The organism is Stenotrophomonas indicatrix, assembly GCA_041545745.1.
GTDB lineage: Bacteria > Pseudomonadota > Gammaproteobacteria > Xanthomonadales > Xanthomonadaceae > Stenotrophomonas > Stenotrophomonas indicatrix_A.
In genome coordinates, this window is the sequence record CP168152.1 from 2,826,999 (window position 1) to 2,850,934 (window position 23,936).

The following is a 23,936-nucleotide window of genomic DNA, read 5'->3' on the forward strand; positions in this document are numbered from 1 at the left end:
GACTTTGAATCCGCCGAACGACTGCGCAACTGCCTCGGATAACAGCTCACGATAGTGGAGAACTGCTGAGGCGGCGGAGACGACCTGCCCTAGCACCTGCAACCTCTAATTGGCCTAGCTACGGCCAACGCTGCTATGCAGGCTCTTGCGGACTTTCCTCAGACTCATCCTCTTCCTCTTCGCTGCCATAGGTCCGCTTGGCCAGCTTGGGTAGGACATAAACGCCGAGCAGCAAGTGATCGATGACCTCAAGCGCCAACGTCAACTCCTCAACACTGTGCGGTGCGACCTCATGTGCGGCGTTGTTACCCAAGGTGCGCAGGTTGTGCAGAATGGTGGCACCCGCATCAGTGAGCACCCGGCGCTCTTTGAGAGCGTTGATCTTGTGGTAGAGGTCTCGGCCGACCGCGCCTTGGTCTTTACAGACCGTCTCAACGATCGCCCGGATGCCGATGCCACTGAGCACCGCGTTGGACGCGTTGAGACAGGCCAAGGTCTCTGAGTAGATGCGCTCGACCCTGGTTGGCAAGAGATAGGACGACTCAAGTGCAGCCCTGCCCAGGTTGGGATTGGGGAAGATCTCCACATCCGGCACGTATTCCCACTCCCCCTGGCGCGCTTCCGCCACGTTTTCATTCGTGCCAGTGGCCATGCGGAAGGCTACCGTGCCGCAGCCCAGGCAACGCACGATCTGAAACTCGTGCGTCCAGTTCAACGCGACGTCATCAGGAACTTCGCCTTGGTCCGTGTGCTCGTGGAGCACGTCATGATTGGTGACATGCCTGCAACGTCGGCAGGCGCAGCTTTCCGGCTTTGTGAGTTCTTTTGAGGTCATGGCAAAGATCAAGCTCTATTAGGGGAAGTGCTGGCTTATTCAGTCTCGAGCAACGGCTGGATCTGTTCGCGCCAAAACTGAGAGTCAGCGACCAGGCATCTAGCATGGGTTGCGTAGGCGTGGTCGAGGGTCTGGTTGAACCGATTCCACCACCCTGCCGTGTAAGAGCTCCACATAGAAAGCCGGTCAATGGCCTGGGCGACCTCATCGGCGCTGATCGCGTCCAATTCGCCGAGAGCCTCGACATACGCCCCGGTCTTCCCCGCAGCAACCTGATAGTTGTTCAGGTTTTTCTCAACCGCCACATCGGCGCGGAAGCGGCGCTGGATCATCGAGTGTGCCCGGGCTTTTCCTTCAGGCAGGCTGTCCTGCAGAACCTTCGCAATTGCTGCACAGCGTTTCGCTCGAACGTCGTAGGCCTCCGACTCTTCCCGCGCGTCACTCAGCTTCTTGAGTTCAGACAGCCAGGTAAAGGCAAGCGAGAACTGAAATCTCTGGATTCCGGTTTGGTTGGGAACTAGGCCCGGGTCATACTCACAGCAGCTCTCCATGGTGGCGAAAGCGGAGAGAACTTTGGCTGCACACGTGTCCACGCGATCGCACACGGGCAATGCATCGGCTGCCTTCTCGCCGTAATCCTGCCTCAGACCGTCGAGCTTTTTGTCGAGTTCAAAGTAGTCAATGGATGTCAGCCCATATCCGAGCATGGCCGCCAAGTCCAGAGTCCTTCGCGTCTCATCGGACGCAAGTGCGTCCGACGCCTTTAGGTCGCGCTCGATCTTCCAAGCCGCCGAGAGCACGCGATCGATTGTCCCTCCGCCGACCAAGTATTCCCGAAGAAGGATGTAGTCGTCGAGTGGGGTTTGAGAGCTGAGGGGATTTGAGTCCTTGAGCACTAGCGACCTGCCTTGGAAAAGACGTGTCGCGGTTGCCTGAGGGAGGTCCGGCGCGACACGCAACCGGGGCACTCCACAGCCTGTAAGGTCAGGCTGAGCATTTTCTTCGGCCTCGGGCGCTCACAAGCGACACGAAAACCAGAGGTTGCCCAAGACTGGCAACCTCATGAATTGGCGCGGAGGGAAGGGTTCGAACCTTCCAGCCTCCCCTTGGTTACGACATCAAAGTGAAGCGCATTCGTCCTTCAACTTGGGTTGCAGCTCTTCCCCAACTGGGCTCCGCGAGAGGCACGCCACCAACCAACCAGACCACAGTGCACTCTTGAACCACCCACGGACGGACAAACCGAAGCGCCATCCATGCGCCTCGCTCTTTTCCTTGGCTTGCTGACCATCGAACACTGCACCCGGACCCTTGTCAGCTCCCGTGTGCCCTTCGTCTTCTGCGTGTGGAACAACGTAATCAATGTGTGTGTTTGCAGTCATATTCAGCTCCTTAGTGATGACAGACGCATCGACCACCAGGGAAGCCTGCAACCCAAACCAGGACTCGAAATGCGCCTCCCTGTGCGCCGCGGTTGGCACCAAGAAGGGGGGATCAAACGATCCCACGACCTTATTATAGGCCGGTACCGATGGCTTTAGGCCCGCCAGACGGAAGACTCTGCTCCATTCGCCAAAGTTTCCCAGACATGTATTGCTGCCATATGCAGCCCAAAGCAATACAGGCACGGCACCTCCCTCAAGGTTGCCTTGAGGACAGCAGAAGGGCCGTTGGTTGGACGGCCGCTCCGATCATTCCATCGGTGGCAGCGGATACCGCACGCTTTGCCGAAATCGCGAACTGGGGTAGTGGCCGACGGTCACCTCCACCGGCTTGCCGGCCGCCGAGTAGAAGAAGCGAACCACTTGGAGAGCCGGGTCTCCTGGGGCGGCCTGGAGCAGTCGGGCGGTCTCCCGGTCGAGCACCGTCGCCGTTACGTCCTGCCGGACCTCCGTGGCAACAATACCGAACATACGCTCCAGATTCTGATAGATAGGCCCACGGGCAACCTTGGGAGTGATCTGCGCGGCGGCATACTGGGGCTGCAGGTAGATTCGCAGGACGCTCATAGGCAGTATGGCCTCCGGTCGCCGTCGCAGGAAGCATGCCTCCGAAAGCTGCATCCCACGCCGACACCCCAACGCCTCGGAGAGCCGCTCGTTGACGGTAATCAACCCCAGCGAAACCTGATGTAGCTCTGTCCTTCGAAGGAAGTCGCGAAGGTCCTCAGCGGAGGTGATCGGAGGAAACGCCTCTGCGTCCTGGGGCGCAGGGAGCACCATTGACCCTACGCCGGGCCTGGACGCGATCAGCCCCTGCGACCTTAGCAGTGCGAGGGCCTGGCGGACGGTCTGACGACTCACGCCATGCATTGACGTAAGAGTCTTTTCCGAGGGCAGTGTGCTCCCAACGGCTAGCACCCCGCTTTTAATGCCGCTAGCAAGCGCTTGGGCAAGCAATAGGTAGAGCGGCTTGGAATGGCCGCTGGAGGACAGTGGTCTATCAGAGATGGTCACTTCGGTTTTCTTTCCGTTCCTTTGCGCGCAACCCCTCGGATTGGCGCAACTCTGGTTCTTATCAGGCGGGCGCTGGACAGCCACTATTGGGCGAACCGGGTTCGTCGTCGGGTAGGGAGTCGGACTTGCATGGTCTTCCCAGAAGCCAGCCTTGGCCGACTGCTTCGGGAACGAGCCGGTGCATCGCTGAAGCCTGCAGCTCGGTCTCCACCCCTTCGGCAACAAGAGGCAACTTCAGCGCCTTCGCCATCGCGCAGATGGCTTCGACTGCATAGCTGGCCGGTGAAAGAGTGCCCATCGCCTTGGTAAAGCAACGATCCATTTTTAACCCTGCCAGCGGTAAGTCCGCCAAGTAAGCAAAGTTGGAATAGCCCGTCCCAAAGTCATCCAGATACACGCGGAAACCCGCCCGCTCTAGTTGCCGCAGCGCATCGGCAAGCTTCTGCTGTGAGGCCGTCGACCGCTCCGTGAACTCCAACACTACATCGGCTGGCGAAACACCGAAAGCCTTGGTTTGCTCGGCCAGGAAATGTCTCAGTTCGCTGTCCAAAATGTCCTGCGCGGACAGGTTGATGCTGAGGTAGAAGCCATCCCCTCGCCGTAGGCGAGGCCCCATCTCTTCTAAGCTTTTTACGATCACCAGCTTCGCCAGCTCTGTTCCAAGTCCCTGTTGCTCCGCCATGGGCACGAAGGCGTCCGGCGACACGTCGACGCCGGCCAGCGTCCGCCATCGGGCCAGGGCTTCCACGCCGACCATCCGCCGGTCAGACAGGCGTCGCAGTGGCTGGTAAACCAAATCGATATCGCCATGCCTGATTGCCTGCGCCAGCATTCGATGCAGAGCCCTCCTCCGCCCTTGGGATACCTTCAGCAACGTGCCCAGCCCGCCTCCCCCAGCCAAGGCGAGGGCGAGAATGGAAGCGACGGTCCAGGAAGGCTGGTCCCAAAGGCTCGCAGCCTGCCCTTGAGAAACCACGCAGATGTCGAACTCCTTGCTACAGGCGCGAGTTGAGATGTGCCCAGGCAAAGGTGCGGCGGCGCCGTCTGCACCCAACGTCAAGTCAAGCGCGTCCCCAAAAGTCTGGAACAGATGCCTCCCGTCGCGGGTGACCACCAGCGAGCCCAGTCCGCCAAGGGGGACCGACACTCGATCAAATGCGGTGGGCGCCGTCGTGACGATGGCGTTCCCGTAGGAAGCGAGGTCCACATTGATTCGATCGTCCCCGGGCGCCGTGACGCTTCGCCAAAGGGAATAGCCACGCACCACTCGGTGAGGTGGCGCAAGGTCGACTGGTGCTGTGAAGCGCCCCCATATCGCGGTGCAATGCAACTCGCCGTTGATAAGCCGCCCAACATCTTTGATGTAGCGGGAATTGAATGCGATGAGGCGCAACTCGGCCAAGTCCTTCGGGCCACAGGGCTCTGCGCTGATTCGGAGCGCCCTGTTAAGGCTGTCAACGCTTGCACGTGCTACATCCTGCGCATGCACCAAGAGACCTTCCGTATAGTCTGCAAGTTCGACTTTGGCCCGCTGCGTCACCGCCAACTGGACCGCCCCAAGGGTAATCAAGATGACGGCAGACCCCAAAAGGTATGGCGCTGATAAGTGAAGGATCCGTCGGAGTGATCGCCGCTTGGCGGAAGACTTGCGCATTCGTTCCTCATGGATGTGGCCCGCCGGGCACCCGTTGCCCGGCGGGGGTGGACTCAGCTGGCGTGAACCAAGCGCGGGCGAAACTCTGCGTTTACCTTGAAGAAGGCAACGGCTTGGGCGAGTCCAACGGCTTGCTCTTCGACCGCGCCGGCCGCGGCAGAAGCCTCTTCGACCAAGGCGGCGTTCTGCTGGGTCACCTCATCCATCTGCATGACGGCCTGATTCACTTGTTCGATACCTGCGGTCTGCTCTTGGGACGCCGCTGATATTTCCGTAATCATGTCGCGAACGCGCTGGACGCTGCCCACGACTTTGTGAATCGTCGAACCCGTCTCACGGACCTCGCTGGAACTATCGACCACGTCTTGGACCGACCGGTCAATCAGCTGCTTGATCTCTCTGGCTGCCTCAGCGCTGCGCTGTGCCAGCGTTCGCACTTCGCTCGCCACCACCGCAAAGCCCCGACCTTGGTCACCGGCCCTGGCCGCCTCCACGGCTGCATTGAGCGCCAAAATGTTCGTCTGGAAGGCGATGCCATCGATCACAGTAGTGATATCGGCGATGCGCTGGGACGATGCCTCCACCTTCACCATCTTCTCCATCACACGATCGACCGCCCTACCGCCCTGAAGGGCTAGGTCGCCAGCGTCGGACGCGAGCTTAGAAGCTTGAATGGCGTGATCAGCGTTCTGGCGCACAGTCGAGGTCAGCTCCTCCATCGATGCGGCCGTCTCTTCCAGGTTGGCCGCCTGCTGTTCGGTGCGACGGGACAGATCCGAGCTCCCCTTGCTTACTTCCGTGGCCGAGACGCGGATGACGCCCGCACCGTCCTGGATGCCCCGAACGATCCGGCCCAACTGCTCCGAGGAAGAGTTCGCCGCATCGCGCATGGTGGCGAACACGCCACCGAACTCGCCCGCAACGCGATAAGTCAGGTCGCCCTGGGCGACAGCCTCCAACAGCCGTGCGATGTCCGACAGGCTCCTATCGCTGACATCGAACATCTGATTGAGATTGTCGATCATCTCGCGGAAGCTGTGACTGAACCTATCCGCAGCACCGCGTTGGGAGAAGTCCCCCGCCGCAGCGGCCTGGACCAGACGACGAATCTCTTCACTGATGGCCAGCATATTCGTGCGCGTGGTTTCCATGGCTTCGGTGATGGCGGCCTGATCACCGGGGAGCGGCCGCATGCGAGCGCTCATGTCACCCATGGCGTAGTGCTGGGCGATGCCCACGATCTGCGAGGTCACCGCATTTGAACGTTCCACCATGCCGTTGGTGCCGCTGACCAATTCACCAAAGGCACCCGGGTGCCGGGAATCATCGATGCGGTGCGACGTTCGGCCTTCGGCTTGGGCCAACGCCATTGCCTTTTGATCCGCGATCAGCGCCTTGATGCGGTCCTGCATCGCTCTCATGCTCTCTAACAATGCCGATGTCTCGTCTCGCCCCTCCGCCTTAATAACGTTTTCAACGTTGCCCGCGGCAATGGCGGTTGCGGTTCTAGTTGCCTCGCCCAACGGGATTGTCAGACTCCGCGTGATGGCGACAGCCAGGGCAAGGCTGAGGAGAACAGCCAGGCCACCGGCCGCGATCAGTATCCTCCGTGCACTTGCAGCAACGGCGTGTGCGTCCTGATAACTTGCATCAGCCAATCGCTCCTGAAGCTCTGCGTTGGCGAAGATGGCTGCGTGCCATTCGTCGAGCAGCGTTTCACCTTCTGCAAGGAGCTTCGTGGCCGACGCTACATCGCCATTGGTTGCAGCCGCAACGACCGAGTCATTGACTCGACGCGATGCAACTCTCTTCTCCGTGATCACCGCCCGGATTCTCTTGCCCTCCTCGTCGGCCGGGGTCGCGTAGAGGGCGTCGCGAGCCTTGTCGTAAATGGCTCTTTGCTCTCCAATCTCTTTCATCAAGGACGCTTGCACTTTCTTGTCCTGCAGCATGATCAGCTCGCGCAACGAAATGCTGATCTGCATGTTGGCACTGGCCATCGTTTTAGAGAGCCGGATACGCTCCATGCTTTCTTTCACGATGATGTCCATGCTGGTCTCGGCGCGAGACAAGGCCCAAAGCCCAGAAGCCACGATCAACATCGCCACCGCGATCAACACCACAAAGGCCGCACCCAACCGGGTCCCGACCCTGAACCGCATCAAGAAATTCTTCACATTCATACCTCTCAAGGGGGAGGAGCACGCTCCTGGCCGACAGCGTCGGCGGGCCAAAGATCGGCCCTTTTTGGAACAACCTTTAATCCGCCCTAATGGCCCAACATTTTCTGGCGATCGTCGCAGTTGATCCACTTATGTACGAACTTGACCACAAATGACTACTTTTTTTGTCTTCGAGCATCCGGTTAGGAGGCCGGATTTGCCGCCCGATAACGGTGAACTATCGAAATTTGGAAATACAGGTATCTTTCGTTTGTCCACATGAGGTCGAGATAGCCAAGGTCTGGCCCGGGACATGCACTGCTGAGTTGAGACCACTCGCCCTCCATCGGCACGAATGCACCGGACCTTATTGAGATCAGCGGACCGGAGGCAGAGTGGTGTGCCACGCACAGGTATGGCGCGGCCGCGTTGTGTTCGCGAGCACGTCATCAAATACCTGCCGCATAGGACGAACGCACTTCCCTTTATCTGTTAACCCGGCGGACATTGCCGCGGCGCTAACAAAGCTGGACGCTTCCGCATGCTAGGGATGCTCTGAACAACTACTTCGGCAGTGCTTGCCGTTGGCCGCGAGCCTGAAAGACAATGGCGGCACACGTTGAGAAGCTATTCATGTAGCTGATATTTGGTGATGCCGAGGGCCTGGGCAAGCGCAAGCAGACCCGGCGCGAGATATTCCTTTCCGAGATGGAACAGGTAGTGCCGTGGGTGGTGCGGCGGCAGTTGCTGCCGGCATAGGGATCAATCCGTCCGCAGGCGCCTGCTGGCACCACCAAAACGGCGAGAAACCGCAGATCTGGCGCACCTACCGGTCGCTGGTCGGGTCGGACCTGGAAATTCCAGACTCAGTGCTGATTGTTCAGACCATCCCTAGAGGGGGCCGAGGACTTTGACCACCGGCTGCCGTTCGTGAAGAAAGCCCAGCAACAGCCTCCCCCCGCCACCGTTCGCCCATTGCGCGCGTTGAGCCAATGCGCCCGCCGGCGGCCCGCCTCAAATAACGCCATCTTGGCCATCGAAGGCCGCCAGTCCCGCAAGGCCCTGGGTCGCGAGAAGCAGTTGATGGTGAGAAGTGGCTAGCAGCCTCGCCCCGGCAGAAGGCCAGTGAGGGCATCCTCAGCCCAGGCGTCCAAAGTGACGACCAGCTGTTCAGCGGTCAGCAAAACGTTTAGACAGCGTTGGCCTCGCCTCCTTGTAATCAGAGCGCCGGCAACCCCTGCGCACCGTCTCCAAGGGCCTGCTCAAATTCTCCGCTCTGGCAACTTATGCCTCGCTGCCAGAGACTTGGTGCATCGTTCCAACTCTTCCCGGGCAACATCAGATCGCCGAAGTGCGCGGTATGCATCCATGCAACTGCGGTCAGCCTCCGTTATCCACCGATCAAATAGCCTGGCATCGCCCGCGTCGAAGATATGCACGGCAGCCGGCCATCTCTTCTCAGTCAGCAAGACACGAAACACGGCGACAAGCGACTTGTTGAACGGGCGATACGCTGACATGATCTCATCGATGAAATCCACAGCGCCGACGCTTCCAGCGGCATAAAGCGATTTCACCAATGCAGGACGCTCAGCGAACCGTGACGCCTCAAGAAGCAATTGCCGGACCGTCGCAGTCTGGCTGTCTTTAATGGCTGCTGCCAACGCCCCGTCCAGGGCATCGGCAGCATCGGGAAGAGCACTTTGAATGATCATCGAAGCAATATCGCCATGACCCAAACCTGCGGCCACTCTCAACGCGTGCTGCGCGCTCTTCCCATCCGACAGGGTTGCCAGCGCCAGCCGCACAGCAGACATGTCATCTCTCAACACCGCAATCAACAGACGGCGGCGTCCTTCCTCGTCCTGATCTCTCTCAGGATTAGATGGAGCTAATGATCTAACGGGATTCGAAGCTTGATGCATTCATCCACGTTAACTTAACGTCCTCAACTGTCAACGTGCGCGGCACGTTATTAGCCCTCGGCTGTGAGCTACCAGCCGAGGGATTCGTAGGAGACTTATGCAGCGAAGGCACGGGCTGTCAGTCCTACGCCTGAAACCTCTACGGAAAAATCCCCGCTGTCATTCGTAGTCTTCCACGTTAGCGATATCCAGCTCGTAGTTGCTGGCGATGAGCATGCCATCTTCGCTCAAGCTCTCGATCGTGGGCTCATTCACCCACTCCTCGATGGCAAACAACGCGTCCGACAGGACCGCCTCTTTCGCCATCCTCAAGGCGTCTTCCGGGCTTTCAGCCTCGACTTCCAAATAGTGCGCGCACTGCGCAAGGCCATTGAACTCAACTTCGTACTTCATGCGACTTCTCCTTGCCGAACACCCTGCCCGGCTTCGGAAACAAAGTTACAGTGCGCGCCCCGGACCATCGAGTACGGGCCCGTACCGACTAGCTGACGTTCGATTCAGGTGATATTGACCGTTGCGTCATCGAGCTCCTGTTTATCCAAGAGCGCCACTTTTTCTGCATGAGTGCGGTCGATATAAATTCGGTAGGCTTGTCGCCATAGGCGCTTCTCGGCAAGATCAGCCCAAGGCAGAGTCAACGCTTGATCAACGCCAAGCGCCGCGATTTTCGCGCCGTGTGCAAAGGCCTCTTCAATGGCGTCTAGATCCAGGGTTGTGATGCCGACATGCGAGATGATGCGATTGATCTTCCTATTCTTGTCGCGCATCACGATAAAGGGGGTTCCGTTGGGCGTTCTGCCAAGACGTCCTTCCAGTTTGCCTGCAATGGCATGCACAGACTTATTCACGCGGCCGAACCAAGTCAAAAGCTCGCCCTTGCTGATCACCTTCGGACGACCAGCGGCGTGGGCGAACGGATTCAGATGCGTGCGCTTTAGAGCTTCAAATTGCCGCCGCGGGATGGCCAGGTAGAACTCCGCCATTGACTGCGTGAAGCGCGTGCTGCTCGGCGCCTGATCCAATAGTTGGCGGACCGTTTGATGATCTAATCGTGCAACAACGGCTGACCTTTTTCCAGGGTTGGCGATGATCTCTAGGGCAGAGCGAATGAACCCCTCTTCCAAGCTGTCTTGATTGCTAATCAGTGTCATTAGTTCGATCCCCGTAACCCAACGCCACTCTGGCTCTGCGCTAAGTATGGCTTAAAGTTCGCATCATAGCCGGCGCGCAGGATGCGACTTTTTAGACGGACTTCCCGCCGCCGCTTCGCATTCCCTCTCCCGAGTTTTCGCGTCGGACCTCAGTTCTTTGTTCTGCGCTGCGGCACCAGCCCTGGCGATTGATCGATCCAGTCTAACCTCGACATCCTCGTCTGAGATCAGTTCACGCACGTGGTCCAGATTGACCCGGCGAACCAATAGATCGGCCACGGGATCGTGAGCACCGAGCAATGCAGCGTATAGGGCCGCTTCGGGATAAGCAGTTTTATGCGTAAATTCCATTACCGACTTCACCACCTCGGCATGACCGTTCTTGGCCGCCACGAACAAGGCCTCTTGGCCGAAGTCGCGCGGGGCAAAGCCGGTTCGAACAATGGCCCAAAGCAGAGTTCGGACCAATGAGACATGCCCTCTAGCAGCTGCAATGTTCAACCCTAAGCTGTACGTATCCTCTGGATCGGGAAGTCCGGCGCCGATGAGGAACTTGATAACGGCTTCATGGTTATGTTCTGCCGCAGCTTCAAATCCCCGCTGCGCGCATTGGATCTTGGACGAAAACGGTAGAAGGTGCTTGACCACTTCCAGATGACCCGCCCTGCAAGCAGCGAACAGTGCTCGACTGTCTCTGGCCTTAGGGTCCGAGAATAGAATTAGCTGGAACACAACATCCGCGTGACCATGGAGCGCGGCTTCATACAGCGCCTGAGAGTCACGCTGAAAGGGGGCTACACGTCCCAAGAAGCACCTTGACGCACTCGAGATGGCCGTTCCTTGCCGCCAAGCAAAGCGCGGCATCATCGTCGGCATCGCAATGCGGGATGAGCTTTTTGACCAGTTCTGCGGCGCCCACTTTAGCGGCGGTCGTTAACGGCTCTTGCTTCCAAGACACCGTCAACAAAGGTGAAAGAAGATCGATCATCGCGTCTTGGCCAGCCCTAATCGCCTCCACTATCGCCACTCGAGCCGCCTCATCGACATCAGACTGCGCCTGACACAGCTGGATCGTTTCTAATGCACTACCGGCCTGAACTGACCTCCAAATTTTCTGCTGAGATAAATTCTTCATATCTACCCCCGTTATCAAGATAGGGCAGCTCGACTCATCGTCAAGATGAGCGCTTCTTGGCTTGCGGAACTGTGCTTCGCAGAGGCATCTACAGGGGAAGCGCGCCAGTTCGGACATACCCAATGAACTCTTCCTGTGGATGTCGCACCACATTCCAATACGGGCCAGCCCCCTCAGGCTCGCTCCTTCGGTCAGCATAGGTCACGACCAAGTGCTTCTTGGCGCGGCTCACACCCACGAAATAAGCGCTTCTGTTCTCATCTTGATTTCCCTTGCTCCACCAGGTTTCGCGCTCCGTGCAAGGTAAAACAACGCAATCAAACTCCATGCCCTTGCACTTATGGATCGTCATCACCCGGACAGCCCCTTCATCCAAGAATCTCGCCAAAGCCTGGTCCAAGTCGTTGTGCTGGCGGATGAACGCACCAAGGACCTCATCGACCTTAGCCAGGATTTCGGCGATGCGTGAGGTATCGTAGTCGGAAGAAAGCGACAGCAATGTCGCAATCGGAACTGCCGCCATGACCTCCTGCAACTGCTCGAAAGCAAGCTGCGCCTGTTCGCCGTCTTGGCCCTGAGCGACACGATCGCGCGCACTGCTCAACCTCCTTAGCCAGTCGCCCCGCTCGTCATCCTCTTGACCAATCAAGGTATATACCACCGATGCATAAGCGCTTGGCGCAGGCTTACGACCAAAAACGCGCAGCAGGTTGACCACAAACTCTGTGACGGGCTCAGACGCCAGTTCTTGCAGCTCCTGCTCGTTACGGCGAGGGATGTCACGACGATCCAGCTCATCGTCGATAGCTTGATTGAACAAAACGCTCTGGCGACTGTGAAGAATGGCTATCTCGTGCGGCGCAATGCCGTCAGCGATCCACTCCTCAATCTTCTCTGCGATGCGCGCAGCCTCGGCCTGTTCATCAGCAAAGCGAGCTAAATAGACCTTGCCCTCGTCCCCAACAATATCATTCTCCGGGACAGCCGAAGCCGGCTCCATCTGGACGATCATTCGGTTCTGTACGCGCCGTATGGCCGGGGCAGATCGCCAGTTCTGAACGAGTCTCAGAACGGCTGCTGGAAACTCATCAGCGAATTTGCCCATCACACCATCGAGCGCCCCCGCCCACCCCATGATCTTCTGCTTCGCGTCTCCCACAGCGGTGATTGAGGTGGGCGTATCCTTGAACAACGTCTTGATCAGGCTGTATTGCGCACCTGTGCAGTCTTGGAACTCATCCAAGAAAACATGGCTATAAGCCATGTTGATTGATCGCTTGATCATCGGATGCTGCTCGATGAGACTTTGCGCCAACGGCACCAGCTCCTTGAACGCAATCTGGACGGTCTTCACGCGAACGGTGCCGACTTTGAAGCCTTGGTCCAAGCGGTCTCTTCCTGTCAGAAGCGGCCGATAGATCGCAATGATTCGACGCGCAAAGGCATCGAACGTCATGCTATTGAGGCGGTGGGCGTGCTCGAATCCCGAGCGATCCATCACCCGCCTACGCAGTGTGTGCGCGGCATCAGTTTTAAACGAGATTGCTAGTATCTTCTTAGGGTAGCGGCTGGTACCGGTCCTGAGAACAAAATCGGCGCGCTGAGCCAGAAGCTCGGTCTTCCCTGATCCAGGATTAGCAATGACAATGCTGTTGCCATGAAGAGCCGTAATCGCCGCCTTTGCGCCGGGCTCCAACAACTCGATGGCAACCGGACTCCACTGAGCTGGCGTAATCATTCCGCGTCTGCCGCCAGTATGGCAATTACACGTCCACAAAGCGCTCTCAACGCCTTGGGTGCCTCCAGGATCAGCTCTTCGTCGGTGAGGATGGCCAGAGCTTGAAGGTGCGCAGTCGGCTTGCTACCAAGCTTAAAGAGACGGTGGTAGTCGTAGAAATAGCTTTGAGCTTGGGGCACGTGGTGATCCACGATTCCACTTTTCCCCAAGACTGAGACCGACAAACTATCGCCGTCTTCCAGCGGGTGCTCAGTGGCGCCGTAGGCATCTGGAAACCGACGCATCATAGCGAAATCAAGATCAATTGGGGCCGAGAAGAACACCCCGGCCCCTTGGAGGAAACGCACCTCTTCAATGAATGCATCCCCTTTGCAAGACACTTTCCATCCCGGGAGCGCTTTAACGTGGGCAGCAGTGCGCACTGGGTGGCCGTTTGGAAACTCCCGCAGATAGCCATGTGCCACTTTAACGCGCCCCCATCCTCCACCGAAGCGACCATAGTCAAGGTCAAGGAGAGTCACGTAGGGGACTCGCAAACTGGACAACAGGCGCCAGAAGTGATTGACATGACGCCCTCCAAGCGGCGCCACGCAGACACTGGACGCATCCGCTTGGACGCCCATGGCGCTGAGCATTCGATGGAGGACGATGTCTTCGCTATCGCCTTCACCCAAAACGACCAGCTTGGCAAAATAAACTTCCGGATAGGCCATAACTGCCTGGCGAACAAATTTCCCCGCCTCCCCCGCCTCATCCGGAAGAACAATTTGACTGACCTGTGTAATGCGGTCAGCGTCAAGCCGGAGATGTCGGATGTGATCTGGATCAGCTCTGCGCAACATGGCGGGAGAGTGCGTGGCTACAATCGCTTGCCCGCCGGACTCGTCTTTGAGATCCCGAAGTGCCTGGATGACCCGCCCTAGATACTGGGGCGAGAGGCTGTTTTCAGGCTCTTCCACCGCAAGCAAAGTGAAAGCCGCTGGCCTCAGCCGAGCTAGATCAAAGGGTGAATCCGCGTCGGCCAACGCCGCGACATCAACTGCATGAGCAGCCAGCACCAGCGAGATGTAAAGCAATGACTGCTGACCGTCGCTAAGGCGCTCAAAATCCACTGAGGGCGTTTCGTGGCCGGGCGAGAAGCGGACGCTCACCTGCTTCAACACCTCAGCCAAGCCCCCTGTGCCAAAGGCAATGCTGGGGGAAGCGAAGAACTTCCCCTTGTGGAGCTTTCCCCACCCTGCCGTAAGTGCCTTACCGAAGGCTGCAACGCCAGCGTTCTCGGTGACCGCTTCACCGAGTTGCTCTGACAGATCGTTGGCCTTGTTGCGCTCAGCGGTCCAATCCGCCGCGCGAAGCGCCCTGCCGAGGAGAGAGGCCGCGCTATATGCAATGTGGTCGGCAGGGTTGCGCCTGGCCGGGAGGTAGTGCACCTGGATGGCTTGCCGATCAAGCTTGGGCATGCCACGAAGCTGTGTGGGCACACCGTCCTCATCGGCAGCTAGTACGTATTCCAGGCGCTGATCGATCTCTCTGCTCTCATCGATCTCTGCGCTAAGGCGAATGCGAACACCGGGAACTTCGCCTACGCCTTGTAGCTGCATGTGCGAGAAGAAAATGGGAACCGCAGCAGTGTCCTTACCCTCTTTCACTTCGGGAAAGGTGAAGTCTGCCTCGATCCATAGGCTGGCAGCTTTGCCGTCAATCGGCGCCCCACCTATCGCCACATGGAAGTCGGAGGGCAGCACTGTCCGCATGGTCCCAGTGGTGCCAAACATCCGGGCCAATGCTGTCAGCACAGCCGTCTTACCCGCACCGTTAGGCCCAAGTAGGTAAGTCATCGAATCGAGCTTAATTTCAACCGGGTCCGGACCGAAGGACCAGAAATTACTAATCCTGACGACTGCCAACTGCATGAACATCCCCTGTTCGACGCCCCCTGCGGGCACGCTATCGTATCGCTAGCGACCATCTTCTGCCATGCAATGATCCGTTTAAGGAATCCCACTCGCAGCCGATAAGCCCTATGAGGGGGTGCAAGGGATTGGCACGACATGGTTTCGCGCTCTTCGAGCACAAACAGACAGAATGGACTCATTATGGCCGCAAACATCCAAGAATATGTCGCAGAGCGCGGCATCAACTATCTCGTTCACTTCACTCGAGAAGCGAACCTGGCGTCGATCCTAGAAAATGGCCTTCTGCGCCGCGACCTCTTGACCCCGGGCGCTGGGGTGGTCTTCAATGACGAGCTTCGACTAGATGGAACTTCAGCCGTATGCTTATCCATCAGCTTTCCCAACTATAAGCTGTTTTGCAGGCTGCGGAATAGCAATCCTGACGAGAAGTGGGTAGTGATTGTCCTTCACCCTTCCGTGCTCTGGATGCTACGCTGCGCCTTCTGCACCTCCAACGCCGCCTCCAATGCAGTCACCGGCATCAATATTGAGCAACGCATGGACCTAGGTGCTCTCCAAGCAATGTTTGGCGACTGGGAAGACAGAGAGAGGGTAAACCTTGGCCTGACTGCTTCCCTTCCGACCCACCCTCAGGCTGAGGTCCTAGTGCTCGATTCGATCCCAAGAAATTTCATTGTCGGAGTCGCAGCGAGCAATGAACCCACAGCACAACGCCTCCGAGTAAGTCACCCGGGCGCGAACACCTTGTCGTTCCCGAACTTTTTCTATCCGCGCGCAGACTACCAACATTGGCAGGCCAGCTAGTGGCTACACGTCCTATCTTCGTGCCAAGCTTCGATGGGCCCATGCTCGTCTCTACTCGCCATGTGGAGTTTCAGTGGCACCCAGGCATGGCCATAAGCCAGTCTCAGAAGTCCATTGCATCACTTCACAGCCAGGCTAAGCGACAGCTTGGCGTCGATCGAGTTTTGGAGATATCTAGCAAGTCACCTGATCCGTTAGGCGTTGATCTGAGCGCCTTTAACTTGATGATCAAGACAGTCAAGCATGAGCGGGAGTTCAGCTTGGAGTGCGCGTTTCAAGCAAGCAAGGTCTTCGAAAATGGCGGACCTTACAAAGATTTGCTCAACGCGCGATCCCTTGACGCCAAGCGCGACCCGCGCTTGAAAGAAAGCGGCCGACTGATAAAGTTCCACTTCTTCAATGTTGATTGGGGACTAGAACCAAGAACTGCCTTCTATGACTGGCTCTACATCAACGCGCTGCACAAGCAATCGGACCTTGCCAACCTGGTGCTCACATACCGGGCTTTTTCGGACATCGCCTTCAACCCGGACAAATCAATTAACTGCCAAGCCTACGCGGCGGCACTTTATGTCTCGCTTCATGAGCGAGGATTGCTGAGCGAAACAATGCTCAAAGATAAGGACCTATACCTGTCGACCATCAAGACCGGCGCCATTAGTAACGCGCACGAAGATAGCACCATCCAAAGCCCATTGATTTGAGTTTTTCGCACTTTTATCTCGATTAGCATCATTTTCCTCCAAGTCTTCGACTTCTATATCCCGGTCGCCTGTCTCAAAGGTGTATCCGCTTGACTGGCCGTCCAACACTTGAAAGCATGCACATCAAGACAGGGGGTGTCTGATGGATAGAGCAAAGGATCGTCGAAGTGACCAGGAATACACGGCCCAAGAGGTGGCGGACCTGGATCCGCTTGCTCGTCGTGCATTGAAACCGCATCTGCGTTGCCCCTATTGCGAGGCAACTGCTCATTTCAGATCGGCGTCAAGACCCAGCGCAGGACGGCGCAGTAAAGTTGCGCATTTCTATGCCCTTCCCCACGGGGACGAGTGCGACATCACTCGAAGCTACGGTGACCCTTGGGAGGACGACAACAGCGACCAGACGGTGGCTCATTGGGAGCAGCAGAACACAACGCTGATCGTTCGAATCGTTACTGATCAGGAAGAGGCGTCAGATGAAAGCGCTGCTAGCGGTGAGCCCGAAGACAGCGAAAGTCGATCTCGCAGCGGCGGCGACCGAACACGATCAACGAACTCCGTGTCGCGCGGCCCCCAGAAGCTCCTGGAACAGCTGGTGCATTGGCCAAGCTTCAAGACAAGCCCGCTAGCGCTTCGCATGCCTGATCCCGATCGCACGGAAGTGGCCGTGCATGATGCTTTCGTGCGCTTTGAAGATGCACAGGTGGAGCGTCATACCCAGCAATGGCATGGGTTCTGGGGAATCGTCCGCCCTTGGAACTTTTGGCCAGCGCATAATTCATACTACTGCAACTTCGGCCTGGCTCATCAGAGCTTTCGCATAGCACTTTTAAGAACCCGGATTCAGCCCATTCTTGATCGCCACGGGCTATCCAGCATCGACGATATGGTCGGACACTATCTGCTGCTTTTCGACTTTGCCAGAGAGTCAGGATCTGGGCGCTTCATGGCCGACATCAATTCGGTGCATCATATTGGCTTCCTGCGGCAGAGCTAGGTCCATCTGCTCAACAAAAATGACGTCTCATGAGAACTTCGCTTTTTTGCGGCGTTTTTGGCCCGTGGATGCGCGTCAGCACTTGGCACACCTCCTCCACCATCTGGACGAAGAGCGACTCCATCTCACGCTGATTGACGCGGTTCAGCATGCCGGTGGCCGCTGCATGCTGCACAGGTGAAAGAGGCATCATGCAGCTGGTACCGCATCACCACGGGGCTCAGTAGCCAAGAAGTTCAAGGAGCCGGCAGGCAGATACACGCAAAGCTTGAAAGCACGAGCCGACACCTGCACCGCACCCGCAATCTGTCGCAGAAGCTAAGTCGGTGGATAACCTCTTGTTCGCCGTTACCGCTATGAATCCACGGCAAGTAACAAGCCGACTATTAACTGGCTCCTGCGCTTGCGGCCAGCGTATCGTTTCCGCCGACTTACCGGTCTTTCTTAGCTAGCAATAGTCGACTTGTGGCGTGCAGCCCCAACCCTTGCTACTCGCCGCTTGACAAATTCTCGGACCTCGTTATTTCTGAGTGCCACCTTGATCTGGCACACCAGCTATGAGTATCGAAGAATTTTGGAACAGAGCTTTCTTGGCTGCACTGAGCAGGCTTCCCCCTGAGCAGGCCAAAGTTGATGCTGACCAGGCAACGGCAGTTTGCATCGAACACTGGCAATCGAATATTTACAACTTTTCCCCAGCAAACTTCCCGCGCGTACAGGATGTAGACATTGCAAATGTTCGATGGCCTACAGAAGGCGGCCAACGCGTTCCCGGAGCATTCGGACTGATTAGTAGCCCGGCAAAGAATGTTCCTAACGAAGATCAAAACTAACCATCAATTAGTGCGGCTATCTGCAACTTAATCAGGGTCGTAACGGCTTGCAATGGATTGGGCCGCTTCGAGCGTTCCAGCTCTACCTAGCATCACCGGCGGCTGTGTGTTGCTGTAGACCACAAAATCACTCTCCTCTTGGAAACCCTCCAAGCCTGGAGGACAAGGCGTTGAGGAACCCTTGGGCGGGACTATCACAGCTGGGGCTGGCTTTCTTTCGCCAGTTGGCGGTAACCCACCTTTTCCTATCGGAGACATGAGTTTTATCTCTTAATGAAGATCATTCCATTCAGAGCTGACTCTATCACACGTCAGCTCCGATACCTGCCGTGAATTTTCGCGTCATCACTCGCGTCTAGATCTTCCGAAAATCACATGGTCAATTAAAAGGGAGGAGTTTCAGGCCATAGCTCAGAGAAGCGATTCCCGGTGAGTGCTTGCCCATGCCGTTCAGCTTTTCTCTTGCGGTAAACGCACGGCTGTATGTCCCATGATGCTCATCGTCCAGCTCATGACCCACGATCTGAGCGCGCAGCTCAGATGCCACGCCGAGTGTTTGAAGTTCTTGGATAAAGGTCTTTCGCAACGAGTGGAAGCCGCGCTTCGCCTTTGGCCAATCCTTACCGATCACCGACAGATGTCTGCTAAAGGCCTTCGTGATCCAGTTGCCTTGACCATTGAGCGCATCGCCCTTCGCTTGGGGAAACAAGCGCTTGTGCCCTGCCGCTTTGCGCGTTGCAACCCAGTCCATGAAGCCCAGCGCCAGGAAATCCGGATGCAGAGGAACGGTCCGAAGACTGACCTCCGTTTTGACTTTTTGGTTCTCGCCCTCGTCAGAAATTCGAATGCAAGGGAGCTTTCCTTCCAACACGATGTCTGCAATCAAGAGCTGCCCCACTTCCGACGCTCGTGCGCCTGTGTAGAGGCCAAGGAGCGACGCCCATCGAGCATTCTCAGAGAGCTTCTCGAAGTTGCTCGGCGAGAAGATCGTTTGGATCTGATGACGGTCGTACGCCTTGAAGCCAAGCTTGCGTCTGGCACGCTTCTCGCGCAGCGAATAGCTCACGTGCCCAGTCGCGGGATTGTCACCCTTGGGGTAGTAACCGGACGCAATCGACCATTCGAAGAAACCCCCTTTCCCACCCACATAACTCTGCTTGTTCGTCAATGTGGGCGTCGAGGCCCCGCCATTACGAAGATGCTGGTACCAGCGCGCCAAGTCAGGACGCGTGACCGTGTGGAGCTTTGACTTAGGCCCGAGGAATGCTACGAGCGACTCCACTGCGGCCGTCTTGATCGTGAAAGTCTTGGGCAAGGTTCGCGGCTTGATGCTCGCCAACCATGCGTCGCGGGCCTTTTCCAGGCTGATCGTCTCGGTCACCTGCGGGCGGGCCTGGCGAGCCGGCCTAGGTTCGGGGTCGAGCATGCCGATCGTCGCCACTTCTCTCGGCGTTACGAAGCTCTGCGCTTGGCGGAAGAGAAGGACATCGTCTTCGCTGTCGATCTGCCAGCGTTCCGTGACGGTGCCATCCGCAGCCTGCGTCCGATGAAGCGTCAGATCGCGCCGATCCCCACCGCTGCTTAGGCGGTCAACGAGGGCGTCCAAGTCTTTTTTACTAAGGCGGTCCACTCGCTGGTCCCTCAGCAGGTCGTAGGCGTGAGCATAGCCTGATGCCAAGACAATCGCGCGAAGCCTGGCAGATGCAATATCTGAGGTTCGAAGCGTTTGCTTGATGAGCTTACGGCCGATGACGACTTGCAAATCGCTGGGCACGCGCTGACGAAAGGCAAAGGCGCCTGAGGCGGTGCGGATCAGGTGATGGGGGATGCGCATTCGGGAGATGTGTCCCGATCTGTGTCCCGCTGGCAGACTCAAGTAACGCAAATAAGTTCAATCAAATCAATAACTTATGCGAATGTTGGCGGAGAGAGTGGGATTCGAACCCACGGAAGGTTTGACCCTTCGCCGGTTTTCAAGACCGGTGCCTTAAACCGCTCGGCCATCTCTCCAATCGGGTCCCGGTCGCCCGGGCAGCGCCGTATTCTCGCACGTGAAGGGCATTTGCCCAAGACCACCCTTGCCCCTGCCCTTCGCATCCGGCACGGTGGAGGCTTCACTGCAATCGGAGCCCCCATGGCCCATCTCGATCTGGCCAACCTGCGCACCACCCTGCTGGACGACACCCAGCTGGCTGCGGTCGCCCTGCATCGCACTTTTGCCGGCCATCTGCCGGTCAGCAGCGGGCAGCTGGTGGTCTGCGACCCGCTTGTCCAGGCCGAGGCGCCGGCGCTGGCCGACTACACCGCGCCGGTGGGCCGACATCCAGTCGAGATCATCGTGCACAGCGGCCACCCAGCACTGGCCGTGGTCTGGTTCAAGCCGCGCACGGTACTGAGCGCTTCCGCCCTGCACTGGCAGATGGCGCGCTGGACCACGCAGGACCTGACCGGCCTGGAAGACGACAGCTTCATCGGCTATCCGGTCGACGCCGGCATCGGCTGCTTCATGGACACCGACACCCAGCAAGCGCTGCTGGCCTTGATCGAGCAGGCCAATGGCGACGAAGACAGCGCGTGGTCCGATGCGCTGATCGACCACGATGGCCTGGATGAAGGCGCCGAGTACCGCCCGTGGGGCGAGGACTCCCCGCATGGACTGGTGGTGTTCACCAGTGGCTGGGGCGATGGCGTCTATCCCAGCTACTGGGCCCTGGATACCTCCGGCATTCCGGTAGCCCTGGTCACCGATTTCCTGTGCATCCAGGGCGGCGACGGGCGCGACGAACGTGAGATCGCCGACCAAGCTTATCGCGACAGCCTGCCACCCGAAGAAGCCGAGGCGTTGGCACGACTGGTGGCGGCCGTGGAGCGAGACGACGCGGATGTGCTGCGAGACCTGCTGAAGGATGCGCCACAGCGCGCCAACCAGATCGAACCCGGATGCGGCGGCACCGCACTGTTCGAAGCGATCCGCCTGGATCGCCCGCAGGCGTTGCGGGTGCTGCTGCAGGGCGGCGCACTGCCTGCGATGCCCGAGCACCTGCACATGAGCAAGGTGACCGGCTATCTGGACTACGCGCGCTTCCTGAAGAAGCCACGCAGCGCGGAACTGATGGCGGTGCTGGAAGCACCGGTCATTGCCGAGCCCGCAGCGTCGGCACAACCGCGCCGCAGCTTCTGGGACCGGTTGTTCGGGCGGAAGTGATCGGCGCCGGAAAACGAAAACGCCGGGCATGGCCCGGCGCTACCGTTTCACGGATCGGCGTTGCCGCCGAGGATGCAAGCCTCAGCCCGCGTCCACCGCCAACGCACCCAGTGCACTGGCCTTGATCCGCTCCTTGGCCTTCTCGCAGGCGCCACCGCAATCCAGGCGCGAGGCCTCCAGCTGCGGCGGCAGGTGCTCGGCCAGGAAGTCGATGAACACCCGCACCGCCGGCAGCAGGCCGCGGCGCGAGGCGAACACGGCATGGCACACGCCCTGCGGCAGCGACCAGTCCGGCAGCACCACTTCCAGCTCGCCATTGCGCACGGCATCGGCGCAGACGGTTTCCGGCAGCATGGTGATACCGAAACCGTCCTTCACCATGCTCTGCAGCAGCGGGAAGTCGAAACCGGCCACGCGCGGCTGCAGGTCTACCCGGCGCACCGCACCTTCCGGTCCGTGCAGTTCCCAGCGCTGGCGCGCCTCGTCCTCACTGATGCTCAGGGTGACGTGGTTGGCCAGCTCTTCCGGGTCCTTCGGGCGACCGGCGCGGTCCAGGTACTTCGGGCTGGCCACCAGCAGCTCCTGCACTTGGCCGAAGCTGCGCATCACCAGGCTGCCATCGTCATCAAGGCGCGAACGCACGCGCAGGGCCACGTCGTAGCCTTCGTTGATGATGTCCACGCGGCGGTTGCTGATGTTCAGCTGCAGCCGCACCTTCGGGTACTGCTCGAGGAACTTGGGCAGCAGCTTGGGCAGCTGCATCTGCGCCAGCGATACCGGCACGCTGGCGCGTACCAGGCCGCGTGGCTCGGCGCTGAGGCGGTCCACCACCTCGCGCGCGGCCTGCGCCTCGGCCAGCATGGTCTGGGCGTGGCGGTGCACGCTGGTACCGACGTCGGTGACGGCAAAGCGGCGCGTGGAGCGCTGCAGCAGGCGCACGCCCAGGTCGGTTTCCAGCTGGCTGATACGGCGGCTCAGGCGCGACTTGGGGATGCCCAGTGCGCGCTCGGCGGCGGCGAAACCGCCGTGGTCAACCACCATCGCGAAGTAGTACAGATCATTCAGGTCATGCATACCCTAGTTCCATTAGTAGAACAATACGTGGCATTCAACCACCTTTATCCCGCCCTTGCAACAACCTATTGTTCTCTCCGTCGGCGGCAAGCCCGCCACCTCTCCCGAACATAGGTACTGCCATGAAGCTTCTGCACATCGACGCCAGCGTGCTTGGCGACAACTCCGTCTCCCGCCACCTGACCGCCGCCGTGGTGGCCCAGTTCAAGCAGCAGATCGACGGTCTGCAGGTTGATTATCGCGATCTTGACGCCAATCCGGTACCGCATCTGCGCAGCGGTTCGCTGGCCAAGACCGACGCGGCTGAAGCGGCCGATGCTGAACAGGTGCTCGAGCAGTTCCTGGCTGCCGACATCGTGGTGATCGGCGCGCCGATGTACAACTTCAGCGTGCCCTCCACCCTGAAGGCATGGATCGACCGCGTGGCGGTGGCCGGGCGCACCTTCAAGTACACCGAGAACGGCCCGGTGGGCCTGGCCGGTGGCAAGCGGGTGATCGTGGTCAGCAGCCGTGGCGGCATCTACACCGATTCGCCGGCGGACTTCCAGGAGCCCTTCCTACGCCAGACGTTTGCCTTCTGGGGCATCAACGACATCGAGTTCGTGCGTGCCGAGGGCATCGCCTATTCGCCGCAGCATCGCGAAGACGCCATTGCCGGTGCACTGGCAGCGCTGCCGACGCATGAGGCGGCGGAAGTGGCAGCGGCGTAACCCGTTCCAGCGTTCGGCGCCTCTCTCCCTCGTCTGGGCGCTGAACGCGGGCCGGGATTCCCTCCCCCATCCCGGCCCACCCTACCCTGGCGGCCCTGCTTTTGCGGGGCCGTTTTTTTTGCCAGCATGAGGCGATGGACTACATCGTGACGGCTGTGCATCGCAGCGAATTTCCGCACCCGATTACCCTGCGCCGTGGGCAGGCGCTGGTGGTGGGCGAGCGTTATGAGGGGCCCGAGGGTTGGGAGGACTGGTTTCTATGCGAGGCCGAGGGGCAACAGCCCGGGTTCGTACCGGCGCCGGTGATCGGTCGCGATGCGCTGGGGGGTGCGTTTGCCACGGAGGACTACTGCGCGCGCGAGCTGGATGTGGACCCGGGGCAGCAGCTGCGGGGTGCGCGCACGCTCAATGGTTGGGCGTGGTGTGTGCCGGAGAGTGGGGAGTCGGGCTGGGTGCCGCTGGAGAAGCTGCGCGTAGCGGGTTGATGGATTGCGCTATCCACGCATGGCGTGGATCTACTGCAAAGCCCCAGCCCCCTCAGCGCATGGATGCAGCACCGCACAATAGATCCACGCCATGCGTGGATGCCGCACCGCGTCAGTAGATCCACGCCATGCGTGGATGCGGTGCCATGCAA

At 58.8% G+C, this 23,936-nt stretch carries 21 protein-coding genes, 1 tRNA gene and 1 pseudogene; 7 read left to right on the top strand and 16 right to left on the bottom strand.

Features of this window, described 5'->3' with window-relative positions; translation table 11 throughout:
- Window positions 1-133: 133 nt before the first annotated feature.
- The 12 genes and pseudogenes from ACEF39_RS13020 to ACEF39_RS13075 all read right to left on the bottom strand — a co-directional run bounded on the left by ACEF39_RS13020 (window position 134) and on the right by ACEF39_RS13075 (window position 14,969).
- Entirely contained in the window at window positions 134-835 is a 702-nt protein-coding gene (locus ACEF39_RS13020; RefSeq protein ID WP_500285346.1) for a DUF4145 domain-containing protein, read from the bottom strand.
- Window positions 836-870: 35 nt separating this feature from the next.
- Window positions 871-1,551 carry a hypothetical protein gene (locus ACEF39_RS13025; RefSeq protein ID WP_500285347.1) on the bottom strand — a complete coding sequence of 227 codons (681 nt, stop codon included), beginning with the start codon at window positions 1,549-1,551 and terminating at the stop codon, window positions 871-873.
- Between the two features lie 402 nt (window positions 1,552-1,953).
- Window positions 1,954-2,463 (bottom strand): hypothetical protein, encoded by a 510-nt coding sequence (locus tag ACEF39_RS13030; protein ID WP_500285348.1) that lies wholly within the window; start codon window positions 2,461-2,463, stop codon window positions 1,954-1,956.
- Window positions 2,464-2,526: 63 nt separating this feature from the next.
- Window positions 2,527-3,375, bottom strand: a complete 849-nt coding sequence (locus ACEF39_RS13035) for a GntR family transcriptional regulator (RefSeq protein ID WP_392421681.1) — start codon at window positions 3,373-3,375, stop codon at window positions 2,527-2,529.
- Window positions 3,353-4,945, bottom strand: a complete 1,593-nt coding sequence (locus ACEF39_RS13040) for an EAL domain-containing protein (RefSeq protein WP_500285349.1) — start codon at window positions 4,943-4,945, stop codon at window positions 3,353-3,355. The genes ACEF39_RS13035 and ACEF39_RS13040 overlap by 23 nt, the downstream gene beginning before the upstream one ends.
- 53 nt (window positions 4,946-4,998) lie before the next feature.
- On the bottom strand, window positions 4,999-7,128 hold the full coding sequence (locus ACEF39_RS13045; protein WP_500285350.1) for a methyl-accepting chemotaxis protein: 2,130 nt from the start codon (window positions 7,126-7,128) through the stop codon (window positions 4,999-5,001).
- Window positions 7,129-8,369: 1,241 nt separating this feature from the next.
- Window positions 8,370-9,032: a hypothetical protein gene (locus ACEF39_RS13050; protein ID WP_500285351.1), complete on the bottom strand. Its 663-nt coding sequence runs from the start codon at window positions 9,030-9,032 to the stop codon at window positions 8,370-8,372.
- Between the two features lie 159 nt (window positions 9,033-9,191).
- The gene (locus ACEF39_RS13055) at window positions 9,192-9,425 is read right to left on the bottom strand and encodes a hypothetical protein (RefSeq protein ID WP_392421685.1); all 234 of its coding nucleotides are present in this window, start codon (window positions 9,423-9,425) and stop codon (window positions 9,192-9,194) included.
- Between the two features lie 104 nt (window positions 9,426-9,529).
- Window positions 9,530-10,183: a hypothetical protein gene (locus ACEF39_RS13060; protein WP_500285352.1), complete on the bottom strand. Its 654-nt coding sequence runs from the start codon at window positions 10,181-10,183 to the stop codon at window positions 9,530-9,532.
- Window positions 10,184-10,246: 63 nt separating this feature from the next.
- A pseudogene (locus ACEF39_RS13065) lies at window positions 10,247-11,318 on the bottom strand (ankyrin repeat domain-containing protein).
- A gap of 88 nt (window positions 11,319-11,406) precedes the next feature.
- A complete protein-coding gene (locus tag ACEF39_RS13070) occupies window positions 11,407-13,056 on the bottom strand; it encodes a UvrD-helicase domain-containing protein (protein ID WP_500285353.1) in 1,650 nt (549 codons plus the stop codon).
- Window positions 13,053-14,969, bottom strand: a complete 1,917-nt coding sequence (locus ACEF39_RS13075) for an ATP-dependent nuclease (protein ID WP_500285354.1) — start codon at window positions 14,967-14,969, stop codon at window positions 13,053-13,055. Before ACEF39_RS13075 ends, ACEF39_RS13070 begins: the two co-directional genes overlap by 4 nt.
- 183 nt (window positions 14,970-15,152) lie before the next feature.
- Here ACEF39_RS13075 and ACEF39_RS13080 point away from each other — a divergent pair, with 183 nt between their 5' ends.
- The 3 genes from ACEF39_RS13080 (at window position 15,153) to ACEF39_RS13090 (ending at window position 17,477) form a co-directional block, all read left to right on the top strand.
- A complete protein-coding gene (locus tag ACEF39_RS13080; protein ID WP_500285355.1) occupies window positions 15,153-15,776 on the top strand; it encodes a DarT ssDNA thymidine ADP-ribosyltransferase family protein in 624 nt (207 codons plus the stop codon).
- Window positions 15,777-15,817: 41 nt separating this feature from the next.
- Entirely contained in the window at window positions 15,818-16,480 is a 663-nt protein-coding gene (locus tag ACEF39_RS13085) for a DarT1-associated NADAR antitoxin family protein (RefSeq protein WP_500285356.1), read from the top strand.
- A gap of 142 nt (window positions 16,481-16,622) precedes the next feature.
- The gene (locus tag ACEF39_RS13090; RefSeq protein ID WP_500285357.1) at window positions 16,623-17,477 is read left to right on the top strand and encodes a hypothetical protein; all 855 of its coding nucleotides are present in this window, start codon (window positions 16,623-16,625) and stop codon (window positions 17,475-17,477) included.
- Between the two features lie 10 nt (window positions 17,478-17,487).
- On the opposite strand, the gene ACEF39_RS13095 is transcribed toward ACEF39_RS13090, so the two are convergent.
- Window positions 17,488-17,670 carry a hypothetical protein gene (locus tag ACEF39_RS13095; protein ID WP_392421692.1) on the bottom strand — a complete coding sequence of 61 codons (183 nt, stop codon included), beginning with the start codon at window positions 17,668-17,670 and terminating at the stop codon, window positions 17,488-17,490.
- A 364-nt stretch (window positions 17,671-18,034) separates the two neighbouring features.
- Here ACEF39_RS13095 and ACEF39_RS13100 point away from each other — a divergent pair, with 364 nt between their 5' ends.
- Complete coding sequence (locus tag ACEF39_RS13100; protein WP_500285358.1) at window positions 18,035-18,310, top strand: hypothetical protein; 276 nt, start codon at window positions 18,035-18,037, stop codon at window positions 18,308-18,310.
- Between the two features lie 379 nt (window positions 18,311-18,689).
- Here ACEF39_RS13100 and ACEF39_RS13105 read toward each other — a convergent pair whose 3' ends face one another.
- Complete coding sequence (locus ACEF39_RS13105) at window positions 18,690-20,144, bottom strand: DUF6538 domain-containing protein (protein WP_500285359.1); 1,455 nt, start codon at window positions 20,142-20,144, stop codon at window positions 18,690-18,692.
- Window positions 20,145-20,230: 86 nt separating this feature from the next.
- Window positions 20,231-20,320 (bottom strand) — tRNA-Ser (locus ACEF39_RS13110).
- A 124-nt stretch (window positions 20,321-20,444) separates the two neighbouring features.
- On the opposite strand from ACEF39_RS13110, the gene ACEF39_RS13115 reads away from it, so the two are divergent.
- Window positions 20,445-21,515, top strand: coding sequence for a DUF4241 domain-containing protein (locus ACEF39_RS13115; RefSeq protein WP_500285360.1), 1,071 nt, complete (start codon window positions 20,445-20,447; stop codon window positions 21,513-21,515).
- Between the two features lie 81 nt (window positions 21,516-21,596).
- Here ACEF39_RS13115 and ACEF39_RS13120 read toward each other — a convergent pair whose 3' ends face one another.
- The gene (locus ACEF39_RS13120; protein WP_025878750.1) at window positions 21,597-22,589 is read right to left on the bottom strand and encodes a LysR family transcriptional regulator; all 993 of its coding nucleotides are present in this window, start codon (window positions 22,587-22,589) and stop codon (window positions 21,597-21,599) included.
- A 122-nt stretch (window positions 22,590-22,711) separates the two neighbouring features.
- Between ACEF39_RS13120 and ACEF39_RS13125 the strand changes: the two genes are divergently transcribed.
- Together ACEF39_RS13125 and ACEF39_RS13130 are read left to right on the top strand one after the other, a co-directional pair.
- Window positions 22,712-23,299 (top strand): FMN-dependent NADH-azoreductase, encoded by a 588-nt coding sequence (locus ACEF39_RS13125; RefSeq protein ID WP_500285361.1) that lies wholly within the window; start codon window positions 22,712-22,714, stop codon window positions 23,297-23,299.
- Window positions 23,300-23,433: 134 nt separating this feature from the next.
- On the top strand, window positions 23,434-23,784 hold the full coding sequence (locus ACEF39_RS13130; protein ID WP_500285362.1) for an SH3 domain-containing protein: 351 nt from the start codon (window positions 23,434-23,436) through the stop codon (window positions 23,782-23,784).
- Window positions 23,785-23,936 lie beyond the last annotated feature (152 nt).

Bases quoted from the DNA above. Each gene is read 5' to 3' on its own strand.
- ACEF39_RS13125 (WP_500285361.1), top strand. From the start codon at position 22,712: ATGAAGCTTCTGCACATCGACGCCAGCGTGCTTGGCGACAACTCCGTC.
- ACEF39_RS13105 (WP_500285359.1), bottom strand. From the start codon at position 20,144: ATGCGCATCCCCCATCACCTGATCCGCACCGCCTCAGGCGCCTTTGCC.
- ACEF39_RS13055 (WP_392421685.1), bottom strand. From the start codon at position 9,425: ATGAAGTACGAAGTTGAGTTCAATGGCCTTGCGCAGTGCGCGCACTAT.
- ACEF39_RS13050 (WP_500285351.1), bottom strand. From the start codon at position 9,032: ATGCATCAAGCTTCGAATCCCGTTAGATCATTAGCTCCATCTAATCCT.
- ACEF39_RS13095 (WP_392421692.1), bottom strand. From the start codon at position 17,670: ATGATGCCTCTTTCACCTGTGCAGCATGCAGCGGCCACCGGCATGCTG.
- ACEF39_RS13075 (WP_500285354.1), bottom strand. From the start codon at position 14,969: ATGCAGTTGGCAGTCGTCAGGATTAGTAATTTCTGGTCCTTCGGTCCG.
- ACEF39_RS13080 (WP_500285355.1), top strand. From the start codon at position 15,153: ATGGCCGCAAACATCCAAGAATATGTCGCAGAGCGCGGCATCAACTAT.
- ACEF39_RS13070 (WP_500285353.1), bottom strand. From the start codon at position 13,056: ATGATTACGCCAGCTCAGTGGAGTCCGGTTGCCATCGAGTTGTTGGAG.
- ACEF39_RS13120 (WP_025878750.1), bottom strand. From the start codon at position 22,589: ATGCATGACCTGAATGATCTGTACTACTTCGCGATGGTGGTTGACCAC.
- ACEF39_RS13045 (WP_500285350.1), bottom strand. From the start codon at position 7,128: ATGAATGTGAAGAATTTCTTGATGCGGTTCAGGGTCGGGACCCGGTTG.
- ACEF39_RS13130 (WP_500285362.1), top strand. From the start codon at position 23,434: ATGGACTACATCGTGACGGCTGTGCATCGCAGCGAATTTCCGCACCCG.
- ACEF39_RS13115 (WP_500285360.1), top strand. From the start codon at position 20,445: ATGGCCCATCTCGATCTGGCCAACCTGCGCACCACCCTGCTGGACGAC.
- ACEF39_RS13085 (WP_500285356.1), top strand. From the start codon at position 15,818: ATGCTCGTCTCTACTCGCCATGTGGAGTTTCAGTGGCACCCAGGCATG.
- ACEF39_RS13100 (WP_500285358.1), top strand. From the start codon at position 18,035: ATGAGTATCGAAGAATTTTGGAACAGAGCTTTCTTGGCTGCACTGAGC.
- ACEF39_RS13040 (WP_500285349.1), bottom strand. From the start codon at position 4,945: ATGCGCAAGTCTTCCGCCAAGCGGCGATCACTCCGACGGATCCTTCAC.
- ACEF39_RS13060 (WP_500285352.1), bottom strand. From the start codon at position 10,183: ATGACACTGATTAGCAATCAAGACAGCTTGGAAGAGGGGTTCATTCGC.
- ACEF39_RS13020 (WP_500285346.1), bottom strand. From the start codon at position 835: ATGACCTCAAAAGAACTCACAAAGCCGGAAAGCTGCGCCTGCCGACGT.
- ACEF39_RS13090 (WP_500285357.1), top strand. From the start codon at position 16,623: ATGGATAGAGCAAAGGATCGTCGAAGTGACCAGGAATACACGGCCCAA.